Origin of the sequence: Cyclobacterium sp. (assembly GCF_014762705.1) — a bacterium.
GTDB lineage: Bacteria > Bacteroidota > Bacteroidia > Cytophagales > Cyclobacteriaceae > Cyclobacterium.
The window spans coordinates 1-25,057 of the sequence record NZ_JABURL010000104.1; the positions used below are offsets into that span (position 1 = coordinate 1).

Consider the following 25,057-nt stretch of genomic DNA (forward strand, 5'->3'; position numbering starts at 1 on the left):
GCGTGTTTTAAAATAGTTCCAGAAGCTAGGTATTCTGTATTACTTAATCAATAAAAGTTAGTGATTTTTCTTCCTTCGAAAATTTTGAAGTTTTTTTTCATTCCTCAACAACCTGCTTTTTGCAAAAAAAAACGGAGGAAACGATTTTCTAACAACAAATTAAGACTTTTTTATCTTTTTTATTAGATTTGCATATGATTTCTCCAAAGTATGTCCTTTTTCCATTATTAACCTCATTGCTGGTCTCAGTATTGTTGGTAGGCTGTCAGAAAAATGCTCCTACTCAAGAAGAAAATAAGTCACCAAAAAAAGATTATATCCGAAAAATAGAAGGAAAAAGTGAGCAAATTCCAGATGAGGTGGTAGCAAAAGGAGAAGTACTGGTAGCCTATTCAGGATGTGCAGACTGTCACCGGGTGGACACCAAAGCCAAGGGACCCGCTTTCAGAGATATCGCCCAAAGGTACCCGGTTCAGCCTGCCTATGTGGACATGCTGGCCAGAAAGGTCATTTCAGGCGGTTTTGGCTCCTGGGGCAATCCTATCATGAGTCCCCATCCTGATCTCAAATTTGAAGATGCCCAGACCATGGTCTATTATGTGCTTTCATTGAAGTAGTATTAAACAAAGGTAATGGCGAACTAATCACCATTGCCCCCACCAAAAGCACCAGGAAAGCCTTCGGTACCATCTGAACTGATGCTCAAATTCCAGTTTTCCCTTTTACCATTTGTACCAGCTGCTGCCTAATGCTTGCTTCTGCTTCTTTGGATAAGTTACTGATCCTGCAACGCCAGGTTTCGTAGCCACCTCTTTCCAGTTCATGCGCTGGTGGCACATAGCCTATATTATCATTGGCAAGGCAAATGGTGAAATAGGGGAAATCAATCGTTGATTTGATTTTTAAGCCTGTTTCAGCAAAAAACTCGCCGGGAAGGGCACCTATTTTCCCCTGACCGATATGCAGTACCTGAATAGGACATTTTGCTTTTTTGTCGTAGCCCTTGAGCAGTAGCTGCTCGCGGGCATAGAGTTTTCGCCATCCTTCCCGGTCCGGCTGCAAACCTTCCAAACCTCCCTTCTCCAAAATTTCTTTAGCTGACCTGATTTCCGAATCGGACGGCATTCTCCTGGGATGGCTGATTTCGGCATATGTACTGCCCAACATGGGATTTACCTCCCATTTTAGGGTCCCCAATTCCCCCAATACTTTTTCTGCCAGGTCATATCCTATCCGTCGACTTTTGGCCAAATTTTCAAAACCACTCTCCTGTTTCCCCCTAAAATTCCAGTTATTTATATCGCCACTGGTTCCATTGCTCATCATCCCGACAAATTCCTTTCCGGCCTGAAGCTTTTCGCGAAGGGCCTCACCAAAAATTCCAAAATAATCTGCTGAAATAGTACCCGGTTCCCAATCCCCCACATAATGAAGCGAGTAATTTCCCAAAATACTGATCCATTGACCTTCCATTGACTTTACCGCCAAAAAAGCCAATTCAGGATCCGGATTGTTCACGGGACTTTTGATTTGATCCTCCAGCCCAAAGGGGTTGGTTTTGATTTGATCTGCCGTTCCGGTGACCGGATTCATCGGAGTGTACTGCTCCTCCATCCAATACCTCCTGCAAAGAACATGCTCGGGTGCCTGAACAGTACCAAAGGCCAACTGAGCAGGTTGAAGGTTTTCCCTGGCTTTTACCACCGATTGGGCGATCAATTCGGGCAGTGCATTGCGGTACACGAGGTCCGCAGGTACCATATGGACTTCTTCCACAGCACCTGCTGCATGGGTATGGGTACTGCTGATCAACACATTTTCCGGTGGAATACCCAACTCTTGGTGAATGATATCTTTGGTCTTATCCAAAAGCGCTTTGCCCATTACACAGATATCTACCACCACCAGGACAAGCGATGTCTGAGCATTTGTTAATACAAGGGCCTTCGCATGAAGCGGGTCATTTATGCGCTGGGCATAATGGGTTATAAAATCACCATTGATGACAGTACCTAAAGATGGGGTAGTATCCACCATGGCTGCTCCTGCCAAAAATTGATAAGGATTCATCAGAATTAGGTTTATCGTGTTTTTACTATCAGGTTTCGGGCAGGGATTTTCGAAGAAAACGAAGCCAATTGCCATGAAATATATTTTTGATGTCCCCTTCACTATAACCTCTCCCCGTCAAAATGGCTTCAAATTTTTGAAGGTCGGCGATGGAATTCATGTCCCAGGGGGACTGTTCGGTACCGAATATCCCATCCAGGTCACTTCCTATTCCAATATGCAGGCTGTCCCCCGCCAACTGGCATATATGGTCCCAGTGGTCTACCAACTGCTCCAATCTGATATCTAGTTGCCAGGGATCGGATACTGTATCAATAAAACGGATGTCCATGGCCCAGCAGTCCAGCATCCCTCCTATTACCGCCCCCCTTTCCACCAACCGCTTGATCTGTTCATCGGTCAACTGCCTTTGGTTGGGTACAATTTTTCGCACGTTATGGTGGCTTGCCCAAATGGGTCCCCCATAGCTGTTCAAGACCTGATCAAAACCCTGATCGGTCAGATGGGTGACATCCAGGATCAATTGGTAATTCTCCATGGCTTTCAGCAGGTCTTTTCCCAGGGAGCTGAGAGGCCCTTCCGTTTTGGTTCCGGGAGCATATCTACCAGGTCCAAAATGGGAAAGCCCAAGTGCCCTTAAGCCATAGGCATGGGCTTTTTCCAGGTAAGAAACATCCACCAGTGAATCTGCGCCTTCCAGGTTAAGTAAATACCCAATGGGTTTGTTCTCATCCGATTGGGAGTCGTCATTCCACAGGTCCACCATCTGGTCAAGCTCTGCCCTGTTGGTGATTTGTTTCATTTCTCCCAGGGCTTCCATTTCCCGGTACCAGGCCAATTGTGCTTGGGTCATGGCCCAGGCCTGCTGGGGAGAATTCCAGCCTGCCAATGAAGAATCCGGCGGGGAATACCTCGCCAATTGGGTGGCCACTACAATCCCAATTCTACCCTTTCTCAGTTCAGGAAGGCATACTGTCCCCTTCCCCCGATCCGGTTTATCCGGCATGTGCATTTCCGCTTTCCGGATTTCAGCAAGCGGTAGGCGCAAGTCTCGGTTCCATTCTATGGCATTCATGGCCAGGTCCAGGTGTGCATCAATGATCAGGTGTTTACCCATACTTACGCAGGAATTTTTGCAATACAGTCAATTTCCACTTTCAAGCCCTCGGCCAGCACGGATTGTACAGTTATCCGTGCTGGTTTGATTTCTTGGAAATAAGAGCCATAGACCTTGTTATAACGGTCGAATTCCTTGATATCTGCCAAATGAACCGTACATTTTACAATATCGGCCATGTTGCCACCAGCGGCTTCTATGATGGCCTTGATGTTTTCCAGGGTTTGGGTGGTCTCCTCTTCAATGGTCCCCAATTTGAATTTGGAGGTTTCAAAATCCACTGATGCCTGGCCGCTGACAAAAAGAAATCCGTCTACTAATATTGCATCAGAATAAGCACCGGTATCAAAACCCTGATCCCGTTTTGGATGAATAATTTTTTTCATGGTCATTTGATTTCTCTGTTAAATATAAATTTTACCATCCTGTCCAACCTCCATCCACCACCAGGTTATGTCCCGTAATGAAAGAAGAAATATCAGACAGCAGAAAAGCAACAGGTCCTGATACCTCATTGGCATCGCCTGTTCTCTGTAAAAAGGTTTTCTTTTCCAGCTTTGCAATAAATTCCGGATATTTTTTCTTTACCTCCAAATTGGGGAAAGGACCAGGCGAAATACAGTTGAAGCGGACATTTTGAAGCCCATAGTACATGGCCAGGTATTTGGTCATTTGAATAATGCCTGCCTTTCCCACCCCATATTCTATGGGGTTGGGATTCATGGGCGCATCATATAATTTGGGGTCAGGAACCACCATTCCATACATGCTGCCAAAAAATACTACGCTTCCGCCCCCATGGGCTGCCATGGCCTTGCCCATTTCTTTTCCCAAGATAAAATTAGCCGTAAGGCCCGAATGATTTACCGCATCAAATTCTTCACCAGAAAGGTCCTCTATTTTTTTGGCCGTAGAAGCATAAGCCAGGTTGACGAGGCCATCCGGAGGGCCGTGCTTTTTGATTTGTGTAGCAATAAATTCCATAAGGGCACATTCATTTCCTATATCCAGGGTTTCCGGAACCATTTTGTCTGCAAAACCATGTTCTTCACCCAGCTTAAAGGCTTTACTCTCCAGGTCTGCGCAAATCACCTTTGCACCCAATTCGGTCAGCCGTTTCATTACAGCTACCCCAAGGTAACCTGCACCACCTATTACCCAAATCCATTTGCCCTTCAATCCGAATTGATCTTTCATCGCAGCTTTTGAATTATTGTCTAAGCATTGAGCCCCCCATCCATCAGGATATTTTCCCCATTGATGTATGCCCCTGCGTCGGAAGCCAATAATACCGCAAGACCTTTGATGTCATCATTGTTGGCCATCCTGCCCAGAGGTACTTTTTTACAATAATTGTCCAAAAAGGCCTGTGGCTGATGGTTAAACAGGCCTCCCGGGGAAATACAATTGAATCGGATGTTTTTCCCCGCATGGATTTTTGCCAGGTAACGGCTGAGGTTAATCAGCCCGGCATTGTGGAAGAAATAATCCGGAGGTAAATCACCCATATCCGTCCCTTCATAATTGGAAAGGTCAGGGCCTTTCATCCCCATCATGGAGCTTATGCTGATGACGGATCCGCCACCAGAAGCTATGATGTTTTCGATCATGGTCCGCAGCAAATCCACCATACCGGTAGCATTCACCCGCATCGATTCGGCAAACTGCTCCAAAGGGCCATTATAGCCCTTCATGGGACGAGATACGGCATTGTTTACAAATACATCCAACCTCTCGTACTTTTCTTTCAAATCAGCAGCAAATTGTTTTACCGATCCGGGATCAGACTGGTCCAGTTCCATGGATCTTACGTCCAGGCTCCTGCTTTGAAATAGGGCAGCAGTTTTTTCTGCAGACTGCAGGTTTCTGGACGTGGTAATGACTGTACCCCCAGCTTCCGCCATGCCTTCTACCAGACATTTTCCATATAATCCGGATCCTCCCGTAACCACAATTACCTTCCCCTTCAGGTTTAATAAATCCTTGATATGCATATTAGTTCAATGAAATTTTTTTTCCTCCATTTTCAAAACTTTCCTGAGCACCAATTACCGTTTGAATGATGGCCTTGGTTTTATTGAAATCTAGCCTGGATGCGCCGGATTCCACCGACCGGATAAATTCGACCAGGTTGTCCCGAAACATGGCATATGAATTTTTTATTTCCACCAGGCGCCATCCATTTGTACCAAAAAAAGAAAGCTGAAAAGTCCCGCAAATACCCTGAAACAGATGGACCGTGGTTTTCAGGCCATTGGCAAATCCAATGACCACAATATCTTTGTCTTTCTCGCCCACATGCTGTACCCATAATGGCCTGGGATCATCCAGGGTGGCAAACAAGGCTTCCAGAAGGTGAACGCCATACTTTTTCCAGTCCTTTTTGCCCACAGCTGTGACCAAATGCAGTTCACCCAAAGACTTGATCTCTGTTTTGATCGTCCGGCATTCCTGGGCATAGCGCATGGAAGAACAAGACATCAGGAATTTACCGGATTGATGGTGATCCTGAAAATAGGCCAGGTCTTCCCATGTAAATGCCAGCGGTTTATCAATAAATAGGGGAATACCAGCTTCCAAAAAGGGCTTGGCCATATACACATGGTTTTCGGGGTCATCCCTGGCCAGGATTACCGCATCTACCTCTCCTATCATGGATTCCATTTGGTCTACCACATGGGAAATACCCGAATGCCTGGCAATATCCGTACTGATCTTCAGGTCCTGGGTCCAAACATGACTTACTCTTGCTCCCGGAATGCCCAGGGTATCCAGATTGGCCTGAAGGTAGTCTCCAACTGCAGGATAGCCAGCCTCCGAAATGCGCTCCCGGTCAAATTCCCCATTAATTATGGCAGACCAGGAATAAGGATGAGCATTCCCTGGGCTCATGCCGATCATTCCAATATTCAACATAGTGATCATTTAAATTATTCCAACCAACCCATACGGTCCCAAAAGGGAATATCAATAAATTCCGGATCAGGAAAAGGTATCGCCCCTTCGAGCAAAGACTCTGAAATCAACTCCATATCAGCCGTTTCCACTGCCCTATCCAGGTATTCCTGTTTGTCAATGCCGACCAATACAGCGGCAAACTGTGGCTGAGCCAGCACAAAGCGAGTGGCATATTCCGGCAGTTCCATGTGGTGACTTGCAGCCAGATTCCTGTATTTGGATATGTGCCTTTCTATTTCGGCCAGCGGAGCTTGCATATGAACGCCCCGTCGCGTCAACATGCCACGCAGCAGGACAGACCTGGCCACCAGCCCTACTCTCTGATCCCCTGCCAATCCAAAAACTGCAGATTGCCTTTGGTCCAGCAAGTTGAAGGGCAACTGCACTACCTGCCAGATTCCAGACCGGATGGCCGTCTCGGATTCGGATACCGAATAGGTAGACGCTCCAATGCTCCTTGCCCATCCTTTTTTTTGAATATCCTGGAATACCCGGCAAACAGTTTCGTGCTGCAGGATTTCCAAATCTGCCTGGTGCAACATCCAAACATCCAGGTAATCCGTACGCAGGGCCTTCAGGCTTTCTTCGAGAGATTGGTGGATCAAATCAGCCAATTTCTCCGGATCAGGCAGCCGCCCTGAAGCGTCCCGCAGGTGCCGGCACTTGGAACAAAGCACTACCTCTTTCCTGATTCCCCGGAAGGCCTCTCCCATCAGTTCTTCACTCTTTCCATACATCCTGGCTGTATCAAAGAAATTGATGCCCTGATCCAAGGCATTTCTCAGCAAATGTACGGCCTCCTTTTCGTTCAGCATTTCCTTTTCATTGCGGATGCCTGGTCCATAAGGCAAGCCAATTTCCACCCCGCCAAATGCTATTTCGGAAACTGAGATACCGGTATTTCCAAGTAGGTTGTATCTCATGCTTTGTAATATTGATCAGCAGGACCACCTTTCTGTTCCTCATCCTTGAAGCCAGTCAACAGCCCCTTACAATATTGTGTCAGGGCGATAACGTCGGCACCAATGCTGATAAACTGATAGCCCATGGCCTGATAGGTACGTACTTTGTCCGGGGTTCCGGTGGTACCGGCAAATTTCCCGTATTTCAGTGCCACCTCCACTACCTTTTTCCTGGCGGAAACAATCTCAGGATGATTCATTTCTCCAGGAGCGCCTATGGCCTGGCTAAAATCTCCGGGGCCAAAAAAAAGCATGTCGTAACCCTCAAGGCGGGCAATATCTTCCAATCCTTCCAGCGCTTCAGGATCCTCAATCTGAAGGATAACAAAACGTTGCTGATTGGCATCCTTCAGGTATTGCTTGAAATCAGCAGCAGTATATGCCCCATCAGCATTGCCTCCATCAATGGCCCGCATGCCCAATGGATGAAACCGGGTCATGCCCACCACCTTTCGGGCATCTGCCACATTCATCACATGAGGCACCATGATTCCCGTGGCATCCATTTCCAGGGGCTTGACATAATCACTGTAACTTCCCCTGCACACCCTCACCAGGGTATCCTTATTTTGAGATTTGGCCGCCCAAATCTGTGCAGCAAGTATAGACCAGTCCTGCCCTATGTGCTCCTGATCCAGCCAGATGCAGTCAAAGCCGGCCAGGGCAGCGATTTCTACTACCCGGGCATCGGCCAGATTTACTTTAAAACAAGCCACATTTTCGCCGGACCGCAATTTTTGCAGGACCAGGCTGGGTTTCATGGATATAGTCATATAGGTTTTTGCTTGATCAAATGTAAGGCTGTAGCTACGCCATAACTATTACTTTTATCTGGAAAGCTGGTACTTTTTTTCCAATCCGGAAAGGACAAGGACCTGTCTGAACTCCAAATTACCAGATTGACATGAATAAAAAAAATCGGCCTTGCCTGCCTCATACTTCAATTCCCAATTAACTGGCGGATATTTAATATCTATTTCGGCAAGTTGAAGTCCAAGGAGTTTAAATCTGGGAATAGTTAATTTTTCAATTTTTTTTCAGGGCGTTGATTGGTTACATTTGAGGTGTTTGAATTCAAGCAGAATACCGCTTACGCAAATTTACCGGCTAAATAAGGCATTGGGGCGGTTCCAGCGGATTTTGGCCACATAGACGCTGCCATCGCTGCCCTGCTTTTCCACTCCCTCAGGCTGCATCCATTCCGATACCGTTACCCAGGTTTCATCCGGGCTAACTGCAGTCACTCCGAAATTACCCAGTCGCGCTCCCCTTTCGGGAACCAGGATCTTTTCGGTATGGCGAATCACCTCCAGCTTTTCGGGATCTACCCTGGCCATAAAGAGCGGTGCCCGGTGTCGGAACACATGGTCATTGCCTGCCCCACGGCGGGTATAGACCAGGTATAGTGCTTCGCTATGCACCACCCAGTGCTGCTGGGTATTGTAATTGCCCAAATCCGTCCCATCATCGAATTTCCAGGGCTGAATAGGAGCGTAATACAAGCCATCATCACTTTGGGTAACAAACCCCTGATTGTCGTTCCGGATGGTCAGGTAATATTTACCCTGAAAGTGTGTCAGCGAGGGTTCGTGCAGCCCCCTGCTATCATCGGCAATGGACAAGTCATTGCCTTGTTCCAAAAATCGGAGCACTTTCCCGTCAAAAGCACATCGGGTTACCGTTACGTGAGAATTGCTTCCCGGGGGCGTAAAATAAATGGGCAAAAGGATGTTGCCATCAGGTTCATCCCACCGCTGCACGCAACCTGCGCCCGCATTTTGAAATTTTTCATTGTCTCCCATGTACAATTTCTCCCAATCTGACCAAAGGTTTCGTTCCGCATCATATACGGCAAATGCGGTATGGCGGGGTCTTGGGTGGGCCACTTTCCAGTCCTTGGTATAGACAATGGTATGCCCGGTACCCAATAGGGTTTTGCTGTCCTTGTGCCAGGTGGGCCAGAAATCACTGGCTGCTACGGGTCGGTCCTCTCCCTCCACATGTTCGAATCTGGGAGCCAGGGATGGCAGGGCTTCCGGTGCTGTCCAGTTGGCCCCTCCATCATCCGAATGCATGCCAAACATCCCTTTAAACACATCGCTCCCGGAAAGATCCAGGGTATTCATCGTCATCACCAGGCGTGGCATACCCTCTTTTACGGCATCAGGAACGACCCCTGCTCTGGGATGCACCCAACATTTTTCTCCATCAAACAAACGGGTGGGAACCTGTAGGTCCAGGCTGTAATCCAGCGCCTCCTGTCCTGGAGAAGACCTGCCTTTTTTGGCAAAAAGGGAAAGCGGAGCCATACCGGAAAGTGTTATTCCTGCGATCAGGCTGTCCTTTACAAAAGATCTTCGGCTTTTTGGGCTGGCATGGTTCATAATGTATTCCGGGATTTTGATTTAAAAGTTAAAATACAATTTTTATTCTTTACCTCTAAGATTGTGTTGCAGTTGTTCCAAGGCCTTTTTCAGGGTTATTAAATTCTAAGGTAATTCATTTAGTTTTTAATTCTATTGGATGTACAAGAAAAATTAGGCTAACCGACCGGCCTATTTGCTCAACCCAATATTTGCATTAATTATTCTCCTTGATTCCCTTCTGGCAACACGGTGGATTACTTCAGGCAGTTTTCCGGAATCACCTAAAATCATCTTTTCAATCAATCAAAGTAATTGTCCACCACTTGGTTATTTATTTTTTACTAAGCCTTAAAACCAAAGCGGTAACCTTGAAAACCCGGCTGTTTAGCAACTTCCCCTTTTCCATTACGCACTATTGTTGGATTTCTCTGGAGTCTTTGAAAATAGCCGCTTCCCTGCTTCTTTTGGCCATGGTCTCTTTGTTTCCCAATAACCTGTGGTCGAAATAACTGAAAATGGATCCCGATACCACCCCTACAATAAGCGATACCGGCAGGATAAAAAGTACCTCAATGCCCATAAATTTATAAAATGAGATGGCCACAGCGGCAGCTACACTGAGAAGCCCGCCCACAAAGGTGCCCCTGGCCGTGGCAAAGGGTACAAACAGGGCCATGAAAAACAGGACAAATAAAGGTGAAACAAATAAATTCACCACCTTGACGATCACATCGTACAGATTTCCCTCCACCTTGCTGATCAACACGCTGAGGAACAGGGCAAATATCCCCACAAAGAAAGAAAGATTGCGCACCCTTGACATTTGGTTTTTAGGGGCTTTGTAATTTTTTGTAAATCTTTTGATCAGGTCTTCGGAAATTACGGAAGAAGTGCTGTTCAGTCCGGAAGAGAGACTGGACATGGCCGCTGCCAGTATGCCTGCAGCCACCAGGCCGGAAATACCCACAGGCAGGCCTACCAGGATAAATTTAGGGAACAACTGGTCGGCATGGCTGGCTACGGTTTCTCCTGGACTCAGGTATTGGGGAAATTCAATAAAATAAGCCAGTACAGCAAGCCCCACCAGGCCAAGGAGAAATTGGACAACAAAGTTGGTGAGCAGGGAAACCCCAAAGGTTTTTCTGGCAGTCTGTACATTTTCGGTGGCCAAAAATCGCTGAATTGACATCTGGTCTGAGCCAGAGGAAGCCACATACCAAATAAAAGTAGTCAGCAGGGCATTGCCTATGGTCAGCCGCTCCATGGCATCCAATCCTAATTTTAGTTCTCCCCAGTGCCCCAACCATTCACCGGGAATCCAGGAGGTAAAAGATCCCAGGGAATAACTGACCACCAGCAAGGTAAGGATGGCTCCTCCCATCAACACGCCGGATTGGATCACATCGGTAAAAACCACCGCTTTCAGGCCTCCCAGGGTAGTGTAAAATATGGTTATCCCCATCAGCATAATACTGATCAGAAGGGTATATTTGGAATCAAATCCGAAAATGGCCAATATGGCAGTATGAACGGTAATGAAAATTATGGTACCCATCCAGAGAAAACGCAGGGACAGGAAAAAGAAAGTGGCCAGCAAACGGATGCTGACACCCAGGTTGATTTCCAGGATCTCATAGGCACTGGTGACCCGCAGCTTCATGAATTTGGGAATCAAAAACCAGCCCACCACATAATACACCAAAGGAAACACCAATATTCCGGATAGGATCACCGGCCCATATTTTACCATTTCCCCCGGATAGGACAGGTAGCTTAGGGAGCTTAACAAGGTGGCAAATAGGGACAATCCAACTGCGACAGGATTCATCTTTCCTCCTCCCAAAAAATAGTCTTTCTCATTTTTGTTTTTTTTGGAAAAATAATAGCCGATACCCAACATGCCACCCAGATAGCACAGCACCACCAGCCAATCACCAAATGCCAGGCTGTATGTCTGACTCCGTTCAAGGGTCAATATACTATAGGCAGCAGTAGCTCTGATATCTGCCTGATCCTCCGGTTTCATGATCGCATTATCTCTCTTCCCCTCCTCCAGTAGGGGGTATTTATTTTCCAGCAACTCCACCAATACCGCTAAATCTTCCGGCAGGCCACCCTTTCCCAGTGCAATAGCCATTTCCATTCGCTCTGCTTTGCCTGGAGAATTCGTATAGGCCAGCAATTCGTCCCCTATTGATTTCCAGGTTCCCCCTCCTTTTTCTGATACAGGTGCATGGATATAGGCCGCTGACAAAAGGTATACCTTCTCCATTTTCCCCTCAGGCAGTGCCAATGCTTCCGCTGCAAGTTCCTTCCATTGAGTAATATTTCCCTCATTTCTCAGGGCATAAGCCGCTTGCATGCGGACAAGATCCCCCAATTCCCTGTCCAGAGCCAACTCCATCAATGCCGAAACACCATTTGCCGACGCAGTACCCTGAAGCGTGCTCCAGAGGGTGTAAACATATAGCGAGTTGATGGGACCGGCCATTACCTCCCTTGTGGCCTCCGGGGCCCATTCGTTCAGGTTTTGACCCAATTTGGCCATGGTTTCGGCTGCATGTACCCTGTCCGTACCCTGCCTGTCCTGAAAAGCCTTGGTGATTTTCTCCAGGTACTCGTTGGCTAAAGCCGGATCGGATTGGGCCAAAACACGCCAAATTCCTATCCTGTAAGGGGATTGGGAGCCCTTTTGCAGCTGCTCTTCCAAAAATGCCTCCTTTACACCCTCCGGGTATCCCAACCCAATTTTGTATTCGGCTGCATGCACCTTCACCCAGGATTCCTGGTTTTCCACCACACTGTCCAGTTCCTGTACAGCTTTTTGCCTCAATGCATCAGTGAGCATGGTACCTTTGTTGTTACAGCCAAAAGCCAAAAGCAGCCAGAAAAAAAGCAGGCAGCCAGAAATTGGGTTTTTTAAGGTCATCAGTTGCTTTGGTTCAATGCTTTTACATAGGCCGCTTTGGCAGCAACATCCTCCTTGACAGAATCACCGAAATAAATCAGGCCCAAGGCCTTTCGGCTTCTTTTGCTACTGGTGTTTGGGCTGGCCCGGTGGATTGTCAAGGCATGATGTACGAGTAGGTCTCCGGGTTGCGCAGGAAAAAACACTTCAATTTCCAAATCTGAAGGCAAACCAAAATCAGGAATACCTTGTGAAAAACCGGGGGTTTGGGTGAGCGAATGGTCCCGCATGCCCTTTTTGTGTGAACCCCGCACATAACTTACCCAGCCATTTACCTGATCCACCTCCTCCAGGGCCATCCACATGGTAACCGCCGACATTGGATTTAGCATAAAATAATAACCATCCTGATGCGGAGGAGTCGCTTTTCCTATTTTGGGAGGTTTGTTAAAATACTCCAGAGTTTTACCGATTACCTTTTCTTCAAGTAGTACTTCAGCAAGCCTTGTGAAGGTACTATCAAAGAGAATATCTGCAAAAAAGGTATCGTATAGCTGCAAGTCCTGCAGCATTTTTAAAGTTGATGGATCGCCTTTTGCTTCAAACCTGACGTGTTCAGAGGGCAGTTTGGAAATTTTGGATTTTATGAAAGCCTTTAGCTTTTGGTTGATTTCTGCTACCTGTTCCCTTGTCAAAAAACCGGGCATGTGCAGGTATCCATCTTCGTCAAATGATCTTTTTATTTTTAAGGCATCCATTTTTTTATTTTTTGTGGTTATTGTTGGTTTTTTCTTGTTTAGCGGTAACTCCCGCTTCTTCTGGATAATCCCCTTTGGGAAAAGGGTACCTGTCCATAAGCCCTCTCATCTCCCTGCTGAATTCCAAAAAGGATAATTCCAGCTTTTCGTTTTCATCAACAGTATGGGTATAAAATCCCTGAGAAGTCCTATCTTGATCGAGAGCTATGTCCATCAAACTATTGAATTGATCAGGTATTTCCCCGGCCCTGGACAATTCTGGATTGAGGTCTTCCATGACAATCCCGTAAATAAAAGTACCCATCAGATCCATGTAACGGCAATTTCCGGCAAAAGGAAGGTAATATCCCGGATCATTTCTACAGGCCCGGTCAATATCGGCTACTTCTACATACCCCTGATCTACAAGAAAAAAAGCTTCCCTGGCCATCGCAGCCATTAATCGACTGCGAATCCCCATTCCCCTTTTCAACAAGTAGGGGTCCTTATCCCAGGTTGCACGGACAAGGGTCATCAGGTTTTCTGTCATTTCGGTATCAGTCTGCTGATTGGAAATTACCTCGGCAAAAAGGGTTTGGTGTGCAGGATAAGTCCAGTTCAAACCCACTAACCTTGAGGGTAACTGCATTTGGTCCTGCAATTGGTCCAGAGGTATGCTTTCTGAATTCAGGGCTATTAAAGTATCCTGATTGGCGACTTTTTCAATCTTTCTCAGCATGGCAGCCTTTTCCTCCATTTTTTCCGGAGTAAGGGCAACCACAATGGCGTAGTCAGCCAATTCGGGATGCCCGTCAACGTTTTTCTCCCATTCGCCGTTGTCCAAACAGGAAAAGCCGGCAATTTCCGCCAGCCGCCTCACCTCACCGGCAGGGTCTCGTGAAGTAAAGGATTTTACCTGATGCCCTGCCCTGAGCAGACAACAGACCACGGAGGGGATCATATTGCCCTCGCCAATTACTGCCACTTTACACTTCAGGTAATTCATATGTCTTGTGCAGTTAATACTTCTCTGGCCAGCCCCAGGGCCTGATCAATTTCCTCCTCTGTGTGTACTGCGCTGATATACCAGAGCCCGCGACCAATGACCCTCAGACCGCGGTCGTGCAAGCGGGAAACAAATATTTTTAATTTTGCTTTATCAAATTGGAGCACATCCCGAAAATCTACTGCTTTATCCTGGCTCGTAAAACCTGTATGCACCACAGGGCCAATGCCGGAGACCAACAGCTGATGGCCGGTTTCTTTGGCAATTTTGCGGAGGCCCTGCCTGAGTCTTTCTCCCAGAGCAAACATTGCGGGGTAGGGATTCTCCCTTTCGAGAATGCTTATGGTGGCAAGCGCAGCCGCCACGGTGGGATTTCCGGTGTTCATGGTGCCGGCATGAATGACCCTTGCGGTAGAAATTTCCTCCATCCATTCCTTTTTACCAACAATGGCACTGATGGGATATCCACTCCCTAAGGCCTTGGCAAAAACAGCCATGTCCGGTGTGACTCCAAAAAATGCCTGCGCCCCACCCAGGCCCAGCCGAAAACCGGTAATGACCTCATCAAAAATGAGGGCAATCCCATAATCGCTGCACAACGCTCTCAGCCCCTGTAGGAATCCCTCTTTGGGAGGAATGCAGCCATTGTTGCACATGACTGGTTCTGTTATAATGGCAGCTATTTCCTGATGGTGTTTTGCCACATGCTGCTTAACCAAATCCAAATCATTCCATGGCAACAGAAAGCTTTCCTCCTTCGCACCATCGGGCAAACCCTGGGTCCAGGGATGCATTTGGGGACTCTCCCGGGGACCCATGGCCTCCGGTGAAGGGCTGGAAATACCAAAGCAAACGTTATCCAGCCAGCCATGGTAATGCCCTTCAAAGCGTAAAAACTTTTGCTTTCCGGTTTTGGCCCGGGCCACCCTCAGGGCAGTTTGTACCGCTTCCGAGCCGTCCAGGCAAAAACGCATCAACTCGGCAGCAGGGATTATTGCTTGCAGTTTTTCTGCCAATTCAATTTCTTTGGCATGCTGCCCGGCAAACAATTGCCCCTGTAAAGATTCCCGGTGAACTGCCTTCAGCACTTCCGGATGGGAATGCCCCAGGATCAGGGGACCCTGGCTCAGGGTGAAATCCAGGTATTCGTTGCCATCTACATCATAGATTTTGCTGCCTTTGCCGTGGGTATAGAAAAGGGCATGGGGGTGATTGTATTTTCTAAACTCGGAGGAAACCCCTGCGGCCAGTACTTTTTTTGCCCTTTCCAGCCAGGCTGCAGATGATGAATAGCTAAACTTTGTCATAATAAAACCTTATTCGTTTTTTATTTTTTGGTAATTATCTGCCAGGTGGTAAATCTCTTTATTGAATTTCGCAAAGGCATTTTCCCATGCCCTGGCCTCCTCGGGGCTATAGGCATACAATCCCCTGGCTTGCTGAACACCTCTCACCTTTCCCGCTACCATTTCCTGCATCATTTCAGGTACCCTGGATGTATTGCTCAATTTCGGAAAAACCCGATGAAATGTTTCCCTAAAATCGGATAATCCCATCTGATCCATCCTTTCAAATATCCCCATAAAAGTCATCCATGAACCGGCATCATAACGGAAAGCTTTATCTGCGTCTTCTATACTGGTTTCACCGGATTCGATCAAATGGAAAATTTCCCGGTAAACGGCATACATCAGGCGGTTGGTAACAAATCCCCGGATATCCTTTTGCAAAAAGGTAGGTTCTTTCCCCCACAAATGAGCCAATTCATAGACCCATTTGGCATGGCTATCCGCTGTTTTCTCTCCTTTGGTAATTTCCATAAATCGGGTCATGTATGCCGGTTCTGCCCAATGGATACCCAAAAAACGCCCGGGTTCGGGTACCATATCCTGCAAAATACTTACCGGAATGGCAGATGTGTTGCTGGAAATCACGGTGTCCCTTTTGGTTTGGTCTACAATTTTTTGGTAAACGCGGGCTTTCGCATTTTTGTCTTCAATCACGCACTCCTGAACCAACCGGCAGTTTTGCAATATGCTATAATCCTCTGAAAGAGTCATTCTTTTCCAATAATGAGGCTTGGAATGCTGCAAAAGTCCACTGTCAGCTGCATGCTGTAGCAGCTGGGCAATGGTTTTTTTTGCATTTTCCAATTCATTTTTCACAGGAGCCACCGCTTTTACCGGGTGACCTGCAATACATAGTGCCACCGCGATACTGCTGCCCATCATTCCCAAACCTACCACTCCTGTTTCTATTTCGGAAATATCCATTGGCTTCCTCATCAATACCTTTTTATTAATTTAAAAATTATACCTGCTATGATTGAATTTGCACTTAGCGGATGGTTTAAAATGTAATCAAAATTATCAGGAACATCGAAAACTTACTATTCATATTATTTGGAATGCTGGTACTATCTTTCATAAAGGATCAACCGCATTTTATTATTGCTGGCAGTAAATGGGTTAAAAAGTTGCGCCATTTTCTTAAATTACTGACATCCATTCAAATTAAGTGATGGTAAAAACATACTTCAACTGTTACTATTCTTTATATTTATGGTACTATTTTTCAGATGACAAACCTTATCCTTTTATGTATTCATACTTTATTTTATATTAATAAGCCAAAAGAAGGACCCTATGAAATCGATAGAAGTAAGATTACCCCAGGATTTCGATAAATCCTTTATAGTGTTTAAAGAAAAAGGGCAATATTTCCCCTGTCCCTGGCATTACCACCCGGAGTATGAGTTGGTTTTGGTACTCAAGAGTCAGGGTAGAAGGATGGTGGGTGACCATATCGGCTACTTCCAGGAGGGAGATTTGGTATGCATGGGTCCCTATCTGCCCCATGTCTGGGTCAATGAACCCAATTTTGTAAACGGACAGGCTGGCTATGAGGCGGAGGCCATTGTGATTCACTTTCAAAAAGATTTTTTGGGCGAAGATTTTCTGAAGATCCCTGAAATGGAAACTTTGAAAAATTTCCTGAGATTGTCAAAACGGGGCCTGGCCTTACAAGGTAAAGCCAAAGAACAAATTAACGTTTTGATGAAAGAAATGATACATATGAATGGCATTCAGCGCTTATCCAGCTTGCTTTCCATATTTGATATCCTTTCCCAAACCAGGGACTATGAACTGCTGGCCAGTCCGGGTTACCTGAATCAGATTGACCCCCAGGGCTCAGACCGGCTGGATAAAATAAAAGCCTATATTCATAAAAATTTCGACAAGGACATCTCCTTACCGGAAGCAGCTGCCATGGCCAATATGGCCGTGACCACGTTTTGTAATTTCTTTAAGGAACAATACCGGATTACTTTTGTAGAATACCTGCATACGGTCCGGTTAGGTCATGCCTGTAGAATGCTTTCGGAAACGGACATGAACATCGTAGAAGTGGCTTTCGAATGTGGTTTTAACAACCTGGCGAATTTTAACCGGCAATTCAAAAAGTATAAAAAAATGACACCCACCCATTTTCGGAAAATGGTCAACATGCAGGAGGTGGCATAAGGGGCCCTCATTTTGGGCTAAAGCCCTTTATTTTTGAATCTCATTTAATAGGAATGGGCTATTTCCTATTGAATGTTTTATCAACTGCCTGATAGCTGTAGGCAAAATTTCAATGCATCATTCGGGTTAAATATCTGACTTTAACTCAAAAATCGAATAGGTGGAATAGGTTGGTTCATCCTCTCCCCTATACCTGTCCCTCATTAGCAATCGCCTGCCCGGCAAGGCAAGGATCTCAGCAAGAGGTTCACAGCCCTCTGGAAATGCAATCTCCTTTTCCAGCTGCACCCCATCCTGAAGGATAATCAGGTGGTACAATTCAGTATCCCTGAAAGGAAAATATTCCGGATCCTCAGTCTTTCTGGATTCGGTAGCCGCCTCAGAAAGTCCTTCAAAATAAAGAATTCCCAGGAGATCGTCGTCAAATTGAAAAACGCTCTTATTTCTTGAATTTTTCATGACCGAAAAATCGTTGTGTTTAAATGTTAGCCTTTCTTCCAATTCAAAATTCCAGGCGATATCATAAATCCCAATCTCGGTAGATCGCTCAAACGTAAGAAAAAGCTGGTTGGTCTTTCTGTCCAGGGCAAAAACCTGTGTGGGTTTGGTCGGTTCGGGTCCAGCAGCTTCCATTAACCCTGGCAACAACTCCTTTTCATTAGCGAGGCCCCATTCCAGACTTTCTCTCCCGGGATTGTAAAATTCGATCAGGTAATCTGACTCATTACCCTCATCAATTCCCCGCACACCATTATTGACTCCCGAAAAAAAATTGGTGAAAAAATGAGGAAATGAGTCGTTCTCATACCGAAAATAGGGAACTTCTAACCTGGGGCCCGAATAAAAACGGATAAATATGGAGGAGGCAAACCGTACCCTCTCTTCCAGCTCCCAATCCGGGTTATACCACAAAAATTCATTTGAACTCTGGAGAAAATATCCTCCACCTTCCTGATTGAAGGAAGCCGCAAGCAGACTGCTGTTGTACTCGTTGGGACCCTCGCCTACCAGGTAAGAGGCTTCCAATATCCGACCATTTTCATCTACTATCAAAAATTCTTCGGTGATCAGCTCATAGGCCAGAAAGTGATTTTTTGATGGATGAAAGTCTAGCAGCCTTACGGCATTGTCCCGGTCAATATGGATAGAATCCACCTTTTGCAGGTAATAGGTTGTCCCATCATTTATTTCCTCTCCAGAATTACTGCTTTTATTGCAAGAAATTACGACCCACAAAGCTATAATGATCCAGAATCCAGGATTGCACGACTTGGTTGGTATTCCTATGAAATGATGCATTTTGGAGGAACTTTTTAGGTTAAATTTAAAACAAAGATAGAATGAATAAACATATACCTTGTTATTAAGTTATACAATTTGTTTATCAGTTATTTTACTAATTTTTTATTATATATTTTCGGATTTCGATTTTTTTTAAATATCGCCACTTTTTAAGGATGCCTTCTTTCTTAAAATGGGAGTTTTTGAACAATGGGAGGTTGAAATAGATTGGCCTTCGACAGGCTCAGGCACCACAGTTACGGAGTTGAGGGAGGTTGAAGGGATTGGACATGAGACTTTTCGACAACTTAGCCTGGTCCTGCCATATTCAGTTTAAAAAAAATCATAACCCACCCGACTTAAGATAAGTCATCAGGTTGGCCATGTCTTCTTTTGTCATGGTTTGCTCCAAACCATCCGGCATCAGAGAAAGCCCTGAATGGTGGATGGTTTCAATGTTAGCCCTTAAAATGGATTCATCGGTACCGAAAGCTGTCCGAAGGGTGATACTGTTTTCGGACTCGGCCGCTATCCATCCGGAGAGGGATTGCCCATCTTTGCTGCTGATGGAAACGGCCTGATAAGCCGGCAACACTTCATAATTGGGTACAAGGGTATGCAGCAGCAATGCATCCAGAGGTTGGTTTTTAACTCCGGTGAGATCCGGGCCCACTTCAGCACCAACACCCGCATAGGAATGGCAGGAAGAACAGGTCTTTTCAAAAACCACCTTTCCCAGGCCAGGCTCAGCGGGATGGTCCAGTACATCAAGATATGCTTCATATACTGCCATCCGGCCTCCTGCTTCCAACTCATTGAAAAGGAGAGCAGCTTTTACCTTTACTTTATTATTTTTATCATTCATCAGGCGCTGCCTTGTCATGGAAGGAATCTCTGCCGGTTTCACAACATTTTCCTCAATGGCTGCAAATAACCGGAGCACTGTAGACCTTCTGGCTACCATTGCTGAAATCACGGCAGATTTAACCCGGGGAGTATAGGTGGCCCAGGTTTCACCGGAGAGCAATAGGAGAGCAGCCCCGGGATCATTTTGTCTGCCAAGAGACTTAACTGCCTCAAGTTGGATTTCCACCGGGTTTCCGGGGTTCAGCAGTTGCTTTAATTCATTTTTCACCCAGTCAAATGGGGTGAACCCCAGAAGGGCAGTGGCCACTACTCTGGAGGCCATGGACTCCTTTTCATCCAAAGCCCTTATGGCCACCTGGTCTATAAAATCCTTCATGGCTACCATACGCAGGTCCTGGGAGGTAGCTGTGGCCAGCGCATAAAAAAGTCCTTTTTCCGATAGTTGCACATCCCTTACTTCCAGCCCGTTCAACAAGCCAAGGACCGTGGCCATCCTCCACTCCAGATCTCCTTCCGAAGTAACCATATCATGCAACAACTCACGGCAGTCGGAAATATCGGCCGCATTCCCAAATAATTCCCCCAGATCCTGCATCACCAATGGAAAAGCCGGATAGGCCACGGGATCCATTTTTCGAAAACTTTGTAAAAAGGCGGACAGCTGACCCCCAACCCCACTCAATACAGCTGCTCTTGTCCAGGGGTTCTCCCCATCCCGTGCAGCTACCCCGGCGAGGGAATGAATGACTTTTTCTCCTTTCACCGATCCCAACTCCAAAGCTGAAAGATACCTGACCCGGATATCCCCATCAGTAGTAGCAGCGATCAATAGTTGGATCAGATCCGGATATTTCCCCAAAAGTTTTCCTGATAGCCATACCGCCTGCTCCCTGACACCTGCTTCCTTATCCCTGAAGGCCTCCTGAAGCAAGGGAAAATCCAAAGCCTCCAGACCATATAGAAGCCACAATGCTCTTGCTCTGCCTTCAGCCCTTTTGCCATTGGTAGCCATTTTGCTCAATAGGGGAACTGTACTTTTATCCGATCGCTCCAGGAGCAAGCGATGAGCAGTGGATCTTTCCCATTCTTCCTCTGAGGCCAATAAATTGACCAAATCCTGCTTGCCGGATATGGATCCCATGAGATTTCCGCCAGGGTTGCGGTTTTGGATAAAATCTTTTTTTGTGATCTTGTAAATTCTGCCTTTGTCTTTACCACTTTCAAAATCCAGTCCTGCTCTGGCGGTTTCCGGTACATAGGAGGGGTGATCGATCACTTTTCGATGCATATCGGCCAGGTATAGTGCACCATCAGGCCCATGGGCAAGAAATACAGGGTTGAACCAACTGTCAGCCGATGCCAAAAACTCCCGGTTTTCATAAGCAGGCGAGGATCGGAAAGATACATTTTCAGGCCTCATGACTTGTCTTTGTACCAGGTTTTGGGCTGGTTCGCATATAAAGGCATTGCCCAAATGTTCGTCTTTTAATGCAGTGCCATTATAAATTACCGGACCACAGGCAGAAGTAAATGTACCCTTATGGGAAAGCCCCATCAATTTTGGAATAAAGTCAGCAGTTGTTACGGCCTGGCTGATGGGATAGACAGTGGCCGCTGCTTCGGCGCTGGCAACATCCTGAATGGTCTGGTTAAACAGCAAATGGGGATTACGTTCCAAATACCAGGGTTCCATGACCGCATGCTGCAAAGGATGCCTGTTGGATGTCCCGAAGCGTCGGCCAAAAGCATCAAATGCCAACCCAAATTGACTTCTGCCTCCTGTGGTCTGAAATTCCAGGGTTTCTGGATGAAAACGACCATCCGAGGGAGAAAAAACGACGGTATCCCGGTCCGGATGCTCTGGAGAATATACCTTTCCACCATTCAGGCCGCTGCTCACATAAATCCAGCCATCCATTCCCAGGCTAGGATGACTGGTACGGATTTGGGCTGTTTTGTCGGCATTGAAACCGGTAAGCACCACCTTTTTCTCATCGGCAATACCATCACCATCGGTATCCTTAAGGTAGAAAATATCGGGAGCACAAGTAACAAAAACACCCCCTTTCCATACCATGATCCCATTGGGATAGGTGAGGCCCGTCGCAAATTCGGTCCTGTGGTCGTATTTGCCATCGCCATCACGGTCTTCCAGCCTGGCAATTCTACCCAGATGGGTGGGCTTTCCTCCCTCTGCAGGGTCCGGATAGCCCCGGTTTTCCGCTACATACAGCACACCATGCTCATCAAAAGCAAAAGCCGCCGGATCAACCACCAGCGGTTCTGCTGCAATTAACTCAATTCCCAAGCCCGGTTCCAACTGAAAACCGGCCATGGCTTCTTTGAGTGCAGCCGAATCCGCATAGGCATACAAGGGGGAGTTTACTGGAGCGTCCTGCAATTCAAAAACCAGTTCCTCCTTATTATTTTCTTTATCATTCTTTGTTTCACAAGCCCAAAAACCAATAACCAGGATAAAAGACCACAAATGAAATCGACGGAGTAGGGTATAGATGGCTGAAATCATAGCTTCAATTATGTAAAATCAAATCCAGGACCGCTATAAAATGGGATTGAGGTCCACTCTTCTCACCAACATTTCCGCAGCTTCGGATTGGATCTGAATTTTCCCTCTTGCGGGTTTAACTTCCAGTGCCCTGTTCACCAAAACCCCATTCAGGTAAACCGTTATTTCTCCATCCAAAACATGGCATTCCAATGTATTCCACTCGCCTACTGGATTTTCCACATCATTGACCCCTCTAAAGTCAATTTCATCCTTCCATTCAGGGTCCCTTCCAAACCAGTTGACCCTTCCGCCATGAACGGTAACCGGGTCCCCATCAGGTTGGTAAACGAAGGCTCCCCCAACTTTTTCAGGAGCTACCGGACAGGTAATCGCAAACTGCTCCGTGCCGTCTCCCACCACAATAAAATCTCCCGTACCGCCTTCGATGATCTGGCATTCAATGGAATTCATCCAGGTACCCGAATAATTTCCATCCTTACCCTGAGAATGAAGCAAAACCCCGCTGTCCCTGGCTTTCTCCAGACGGGGCTCGTGGGTTCCTCCACCCCATTTAAACTCCACCACCAATTTATAGTCCTCAAATTCTTCTTCGGTGGTGATACATCCCCACTCCTCCCCGGAAATGTGAATGATGCCGTCTTTTACTGTGAAAACTTCCCTGGGGTCATTATTTTTCCCTCTATCTTTCAAAAAGGTATACCAACCCTCCAGGTTTTGGCCATTGAATAATTTTACTGTTTTACCCAAATCCAGCTCATCGGCATTCAGGGGTTGGGAATACCTGGATGTAGCAGGGGATGATTTTAATTGCCCCAGCAAATCCAGTAGATTATCTGAAATCTTAATGGATGCCTCCTCCTCCAGGTAACTGGACCTGGCCCTCCAGGTTTCATAGCCCCCCAGGGCATGGTGTTCAGGAGTAGGCAGGTACCCATGGTACCCATTGGCCAGGGAGACGCTGAAAGTCTGGTCAAAGGGGCTCTTCTCTTTGATCTCCAAACCAATCTCCACAAAAACCTCACAGGGGATAGCCGTGATGGCCAATTCCCCCAACCGGATGGCCTGCAGAAGGATATTTTCCCGCTCCGGATAATCATTTATCAATATGGTCTCTCTGGCATAGATTTCCTCCCGAGAAAGCATTTGGGGACCTTTGGCATCTGATATGATCTTTTCTGCCCTTTGCAATTCCTCAGCTGAAGGCTTCCTTACCCCGAGGGAAATTTCCTTTTGAGCTACAGCCAACGGTACCCAATTTTTATATTCGATGTTTTGATAAACTTTAAAGGCCTCGGCGGCGATGGTATTGGCCACCATTTCAATTTTGGCATATGGGGGCATGGGTTCGGGTGCTTCTCCTCCAAAATTGATATTATTAATATCACCACTTGTGCCGTTGGACATCATCCCCACAAAAGGAGGATCCTGATGGTCTGCTCCTATCATTTGTTTGATTTTTCCTGCGAACATCCCAAAATAATCTGCAGATATTTCTCCATTTCCTGTTCCGCCTACATAATGCAGGGAGTAATTGGACATTATTGCAAGCGGACGTCCATCAGCAGACTGAATAGCAATTACCGGGAGCTGTGGGTCTATGGGGCCTGCAGGTTCCAGCAAATCGGGATTCCCTATCCCGGGGTTCATCTTCACCTGATCCTCTCCCCCAAAGGGATTGGACCTATCAGCTCCTGACTTCATTTTCCACCTTCGGTTAAACACCTGGCTGGGTTCATGACCAAAACCCCAGCCGATTCTTGCCGGCTCAAGGTTATTGTGGGCCCGGATAATGGCATCGGCAGCCCGTTCCTCCAAAAATGCCAGGTATGCCGGATCCGGATCGCTCTGAAATACAGAACAAGCCGTTCCTCCGGAATGGGTATGGGTAGCTGAGATCAACATGTTTTCTACCGGAATGGAAGTAAACTTATGGGCCCTTTGTTTGGCATTATCGATGGTCTCCCTGTAGGCCATACACACATCCAGGGTAACAATGGCCAGTTTTGTAATCCCATCATCCAACACCAGACTTCTGGCATGGGTATCGTCATGGATATGGAGTGCTGACCGGTCCTGGAAGCCTCCGTTGATGGAAGTGCCTATTTTAGGCGTTATGATGCTCATGGCAGCCCCTGCCCGGAAAACTTTTATGACAGGGTTTTTCTCCTGCCCATATGCTTCCAGGTTAAATGAGGCCAGCTGAAAGCCGATGACAAAAATTAAACCTGGTCCCAAAATTGGAAAAGGAACTGAAAATCTACAAAAATCAGGTTGCTGGTTTATTCTGGGTTTTTTATGCTTCCTCATTATTTTCCATTAAAGTTTAAGCCTTGAAAATTCTTTACAATATAGCCATCAAATCCGCATTATCCTCCAGGGCATTGGCCAATGATAGTCTGATTTCATCATCCAGGTTCAATCCATCGCTTTTAGCAGGTTTAGTAACTGCCTAACGATTTTCTCGGAGGCCACCTCCTCTACCTATTGGTGGAAAGCCCTGTTTCATATCCCCTAAGTTGATGTTGTCGGGGGCTGGGAAGATAACCAAAGCTGCCGTTGGCAAATGAAACGGTAAATGTTTTACCAAAAGGACTCTTTCCTTTTATCTCTGGTCCTATTTCAGCAAAGGTTTCAAAGGGTATACCGACAATGCCCGACTCTCCTATTTTAAAAGCCTGGATAATGACATTGATCTCATCCGGCCAGGATTCCATTTGAACCACCATTTGGG

Annotated in this window: 20 protein-coding genes; 2 read left to right on the forward strand and 18 right to left on the reverse strand. The window is 46.5% G+C overall.

The window, feature by feature from the left end; all coding sequences use genetic code 11:
* Positions 1 to 194: 194 nt before the first annotated feature.
* On the forward strand, positions 195 to 617 hold the full coding sequence (locus HUJ21_RS20380; RefSeq protein WP_291372408.1) for a c-type cytochrome: 423 nt from the start codon (positions 195 to 197) through the stop codon (positions 615 to 617).
* A gap of 85 nt (positions 618 to 702) precedes the next feature.
* Here HUJ21_RS20380 and HUJ21_RS20385 read toward each other — a convergent pair whose 3' ends face one another.
* From HUJ21_RS20385 to HUJ21_RS20450, 14 genes are all read right to left on the reverse strand, one after another.
* Complete coding sequence (locus tag HUJ21_RS20385) at positions 703 to 2,070, reverse strand: hypothetical protein (RefSeq protein ID WP_291372409.1); 1,368 nt, start codon at positions 2,068 to 2,070, stop codon at positions 703 to 705.
* Between the two features lie 28 nt (positions 2,071 to 2,098).
* On the reverse strand, positions 2,099 to 3,187 hold the full coding sequence (locus HUJ21_RS20390) for a membrane dipeptidase (protein ID WP_291372411.1): 1,089 nt from the start codon (positions 3,185 to 3,187) through the stop codon (positions 2,099 to 2,101).
* A gap of 2 nt (positions 3,188 to 3,189) precedes the next feature.
* The gene (locus HUJ21_RS20395; RefSeq protein ID WP_291372413.1) at positions 3,190 to 3,573 is read right to left on the reverse strand and encodes a Rid family detoxifying hydrolase; all 384 of its coding nucleotides are present in this window, start codon (positions 3,571 to 3,573) and stop codon (positions 3,190 to 3,192) included.
* Between the two features lie 31 nt (positions 3,574 to 3,604).
* On the reverse strand, positions 3,605 to 4,384 hold the full coding sequence (locus HUJ21_RS20400; protein ID WP_291372414.1) for an SDR family oxidoreductase: 780 nt from the start codon (positions 4,382 to 4,384) through the stop codon (positions 3,605 to 3,607).
* A 20-nt stretch (positions 4,385 to 4,404) separates the two neighbouring features.
* Complete coding sequence (locus HUJ21_RS20405) at positions 4,405 to 5,181, reverse strand: SDR family oxidoreductase (protein ID WP_291372415.1); 777 nt, start codon at positions 5,179 to 5,181, stop codon at positions 4,405 to 4,407.
* A gap of 1 nt (position 5,182) precedes the next feature.
* Positions 5,183 to 6,103: a Gfo/Idh/MocA family oxidoreductase gene (locus tag HUJ21_RS20410; protein WP_291372417.1), complete on the reverse strand. Its 921-nt coding sequence runs from the start codon at positions 6,101 to 6,103 to the stop codon at positions 5,183 to 5,185.
* Positions 6,104 to 6,117: 14 nt separating this feature from the next.
* Positions 6,118 to 7,068 (reverse strand): aldo/keto reductase, encoded by a 951-nt coding sequence (locus HUJ21_RS20415; RefSeq protein WP_291372419.1) that lies wholly within the window; start codon positions 7,066 to 7,068, stop codon positions 6,118 to 6,120.
* A complete protein-coding gene (locus HUJ21_RS20420; RefSeq protein ID WP_291372421.1) occupies positions 7,065 to 7,880 on the reverse strand; it encodes an aldolase/citrate lyase family protein in 816 nt (271 codons plus the stop codon). The genes HUJ21_RS20415 and HUJ21_RS20420 overlap by 4 nt, the downstream gene beginning before the upstream one ends.
* A 327-nt stretch (positions 7,881 to 8,207) precedes the next feature.
* Positions 8,208 to 9,491 carry an exo-alpha-sialidase gene (locus HUJ21_RS20425; protein WP_291372423.1) on the reverse strand — a complete coding sequence of 428 codons (1,284 nt, stop codon included), beginning with the start codon at positions 9,489 to 9,491 and terminating at the stop codon, positions 8,208 to 8,210.
* Between the two features lie 394 nt (positions 9,492 to 9,885).
* On the reverse strand, positions 9,886 to 12,402 hold the full coding sequence (locus tag HUJ21_RS20430) for a sodium:solute symporter (RefSeq protein WP_291372425.1): 2,517 nt from the start codon (positions 12,400 to 12,402) through the stop codon (positions 9,886 to 9,888).
* Positions 12,402 to 13,139, reverse strand: a complete 738-nt coding sequence (locus tag HUJ21_RS20435) for a phytanoyl-CoA dioxygenase family protein (protein WP_291372427.1) — start codon at positions 13,137 to 13,139, stop codon at positions 12,402 to 12,404. The genes HUJ21_RS20430 and HUJ21_RS20435 overlap by 1 nt, the downstream gene beginning before the upstream one ends.
* Before the next feature lie 4 nt (positions 13,140 to 13,143).
* Positions 13,144 to 14,124, reverse strand: coding sequence for a 3-hydroxyacyl-CoA dehydrogenase NAD-binding domain-containing protein (locus tag HUJ21_RS20440; RefSeq protein ID WP_291372429.1), 981 nt, complete (start codon positions 14,122 to 14,124; stop codon positions 13,144 to 13,146).
* Positions 14,121 to 15,431 carry an aspartate aminotransferase family protein gene (locus tag HUJ21_RS20445; protein ID WP_291372430.1) on the reverse strand — a complete coding sequence of 437 codons (1,311 nt, stop codon included), beginning with the start codon at positions 15,429 to 15,431 and terminating at the stop codon, positions 14,121 to 14,123. The genes HUJ21_RS20440 and HUJ21_RS20445 overlap by 4 nt, the downstream gene beginning before the upstream one ends.
* A gap of 9 nt (positions 15,432 to 15,440) precedes the next feature.
* Positions 15,441 to 16,409, reverse strand: coding sequence for a 3-hydroxyacyl-CoA dehydrogenase family protein (locus tag HUJ21_RS20450; protein ID WP_291372431.1), 969 nt, complete (start codon positions 16,407 to 16,409; stop codon positions 15,441 to 15,443).
* A 360-nt stretch (positions 16,410 to 16,769) separates the two neighbouring features.
* On the opposite strand from HUJ21_RS20450, the gene HUJ21_RS20455 reads away from it, so the two are divergent.
* Positions 16,770 to 17,648 (forward strand): AraC family transcriptional regulator, encoded by an 879-nt coding sequence (locus tag HUJ21_RS20455; protein WP_291372433.1) that lies wholly within the window; start codon positions 16,770 to 16,772, stop codon positions 17,646 to 17,648.
* A gap of 126 nt (positions 17,649 to 17,774) precedes the next feature.
* Here the strand turns inward: HUJ21_RS20455 and HUJ21_RS20460 are convergent, their stop codons facing one another.
* The 4 genes from HUJ21_RS20460 to HUJ21_RS20475 form a co-directional block, all read right to left on the reverse strand.
* Entirely contained in the window at positions 17,775 to 18,947 is a 1,173-nt protein-coding gene (locus HUJ21_RS20460; RefSeq protein ID WP_291372435.1) for a hypothetical protein, read from the reverse strand.
* A 325-nt stretch (positions 18,948 to 19,272) separates the two neighbouring features.
* Positions 19,273 to 22,323 carry a PVC-type heme-binding CxxCH protein gene (locus HUJ21_RS20465; protein ID WP_291372436.1) on the reverse strand — a complete coding sequence of 1,017 codons (3,051 nt, stop codon included), beginning with the start codon at positions 22,321 to 22,323 and terminating at the stop codon, positions 19,273 to 19,275.
* A 33-nt stretch (positions 22,324 to 22,356) separates the two neighbouring features.
* Positions 22,357 to 24,633 carry a neutral/alkaline non-lysosomal ceramidase N-terminal domain-containing protein gene (locus HUJ21_RS20470; protein ID WP_291372437.1) on the reverse strand — a complete coding sequence of 759 codons (2,277 nt, stop codon included), beginning with the start codon at positions 24,631 to 24,633 and terminating at the stop codon, positions 22,357 to 22,359.
* Positions 24,634 to 24,803: 170 nt separating this feature from the next.
* Positions 24,804 to 25,052, reverse strand: a complete 249-nt coding sequence (locus tag HUJ21_RS20475) for a hypothetical protein (RefSeq protein ID WP_291372438.1) — start codon at positions 25,050 to 25,052, stop codon at positions 24,804 to 24,806.
* Positions 25,053 to 25,057: the final 5 nt, after the last annotated feature.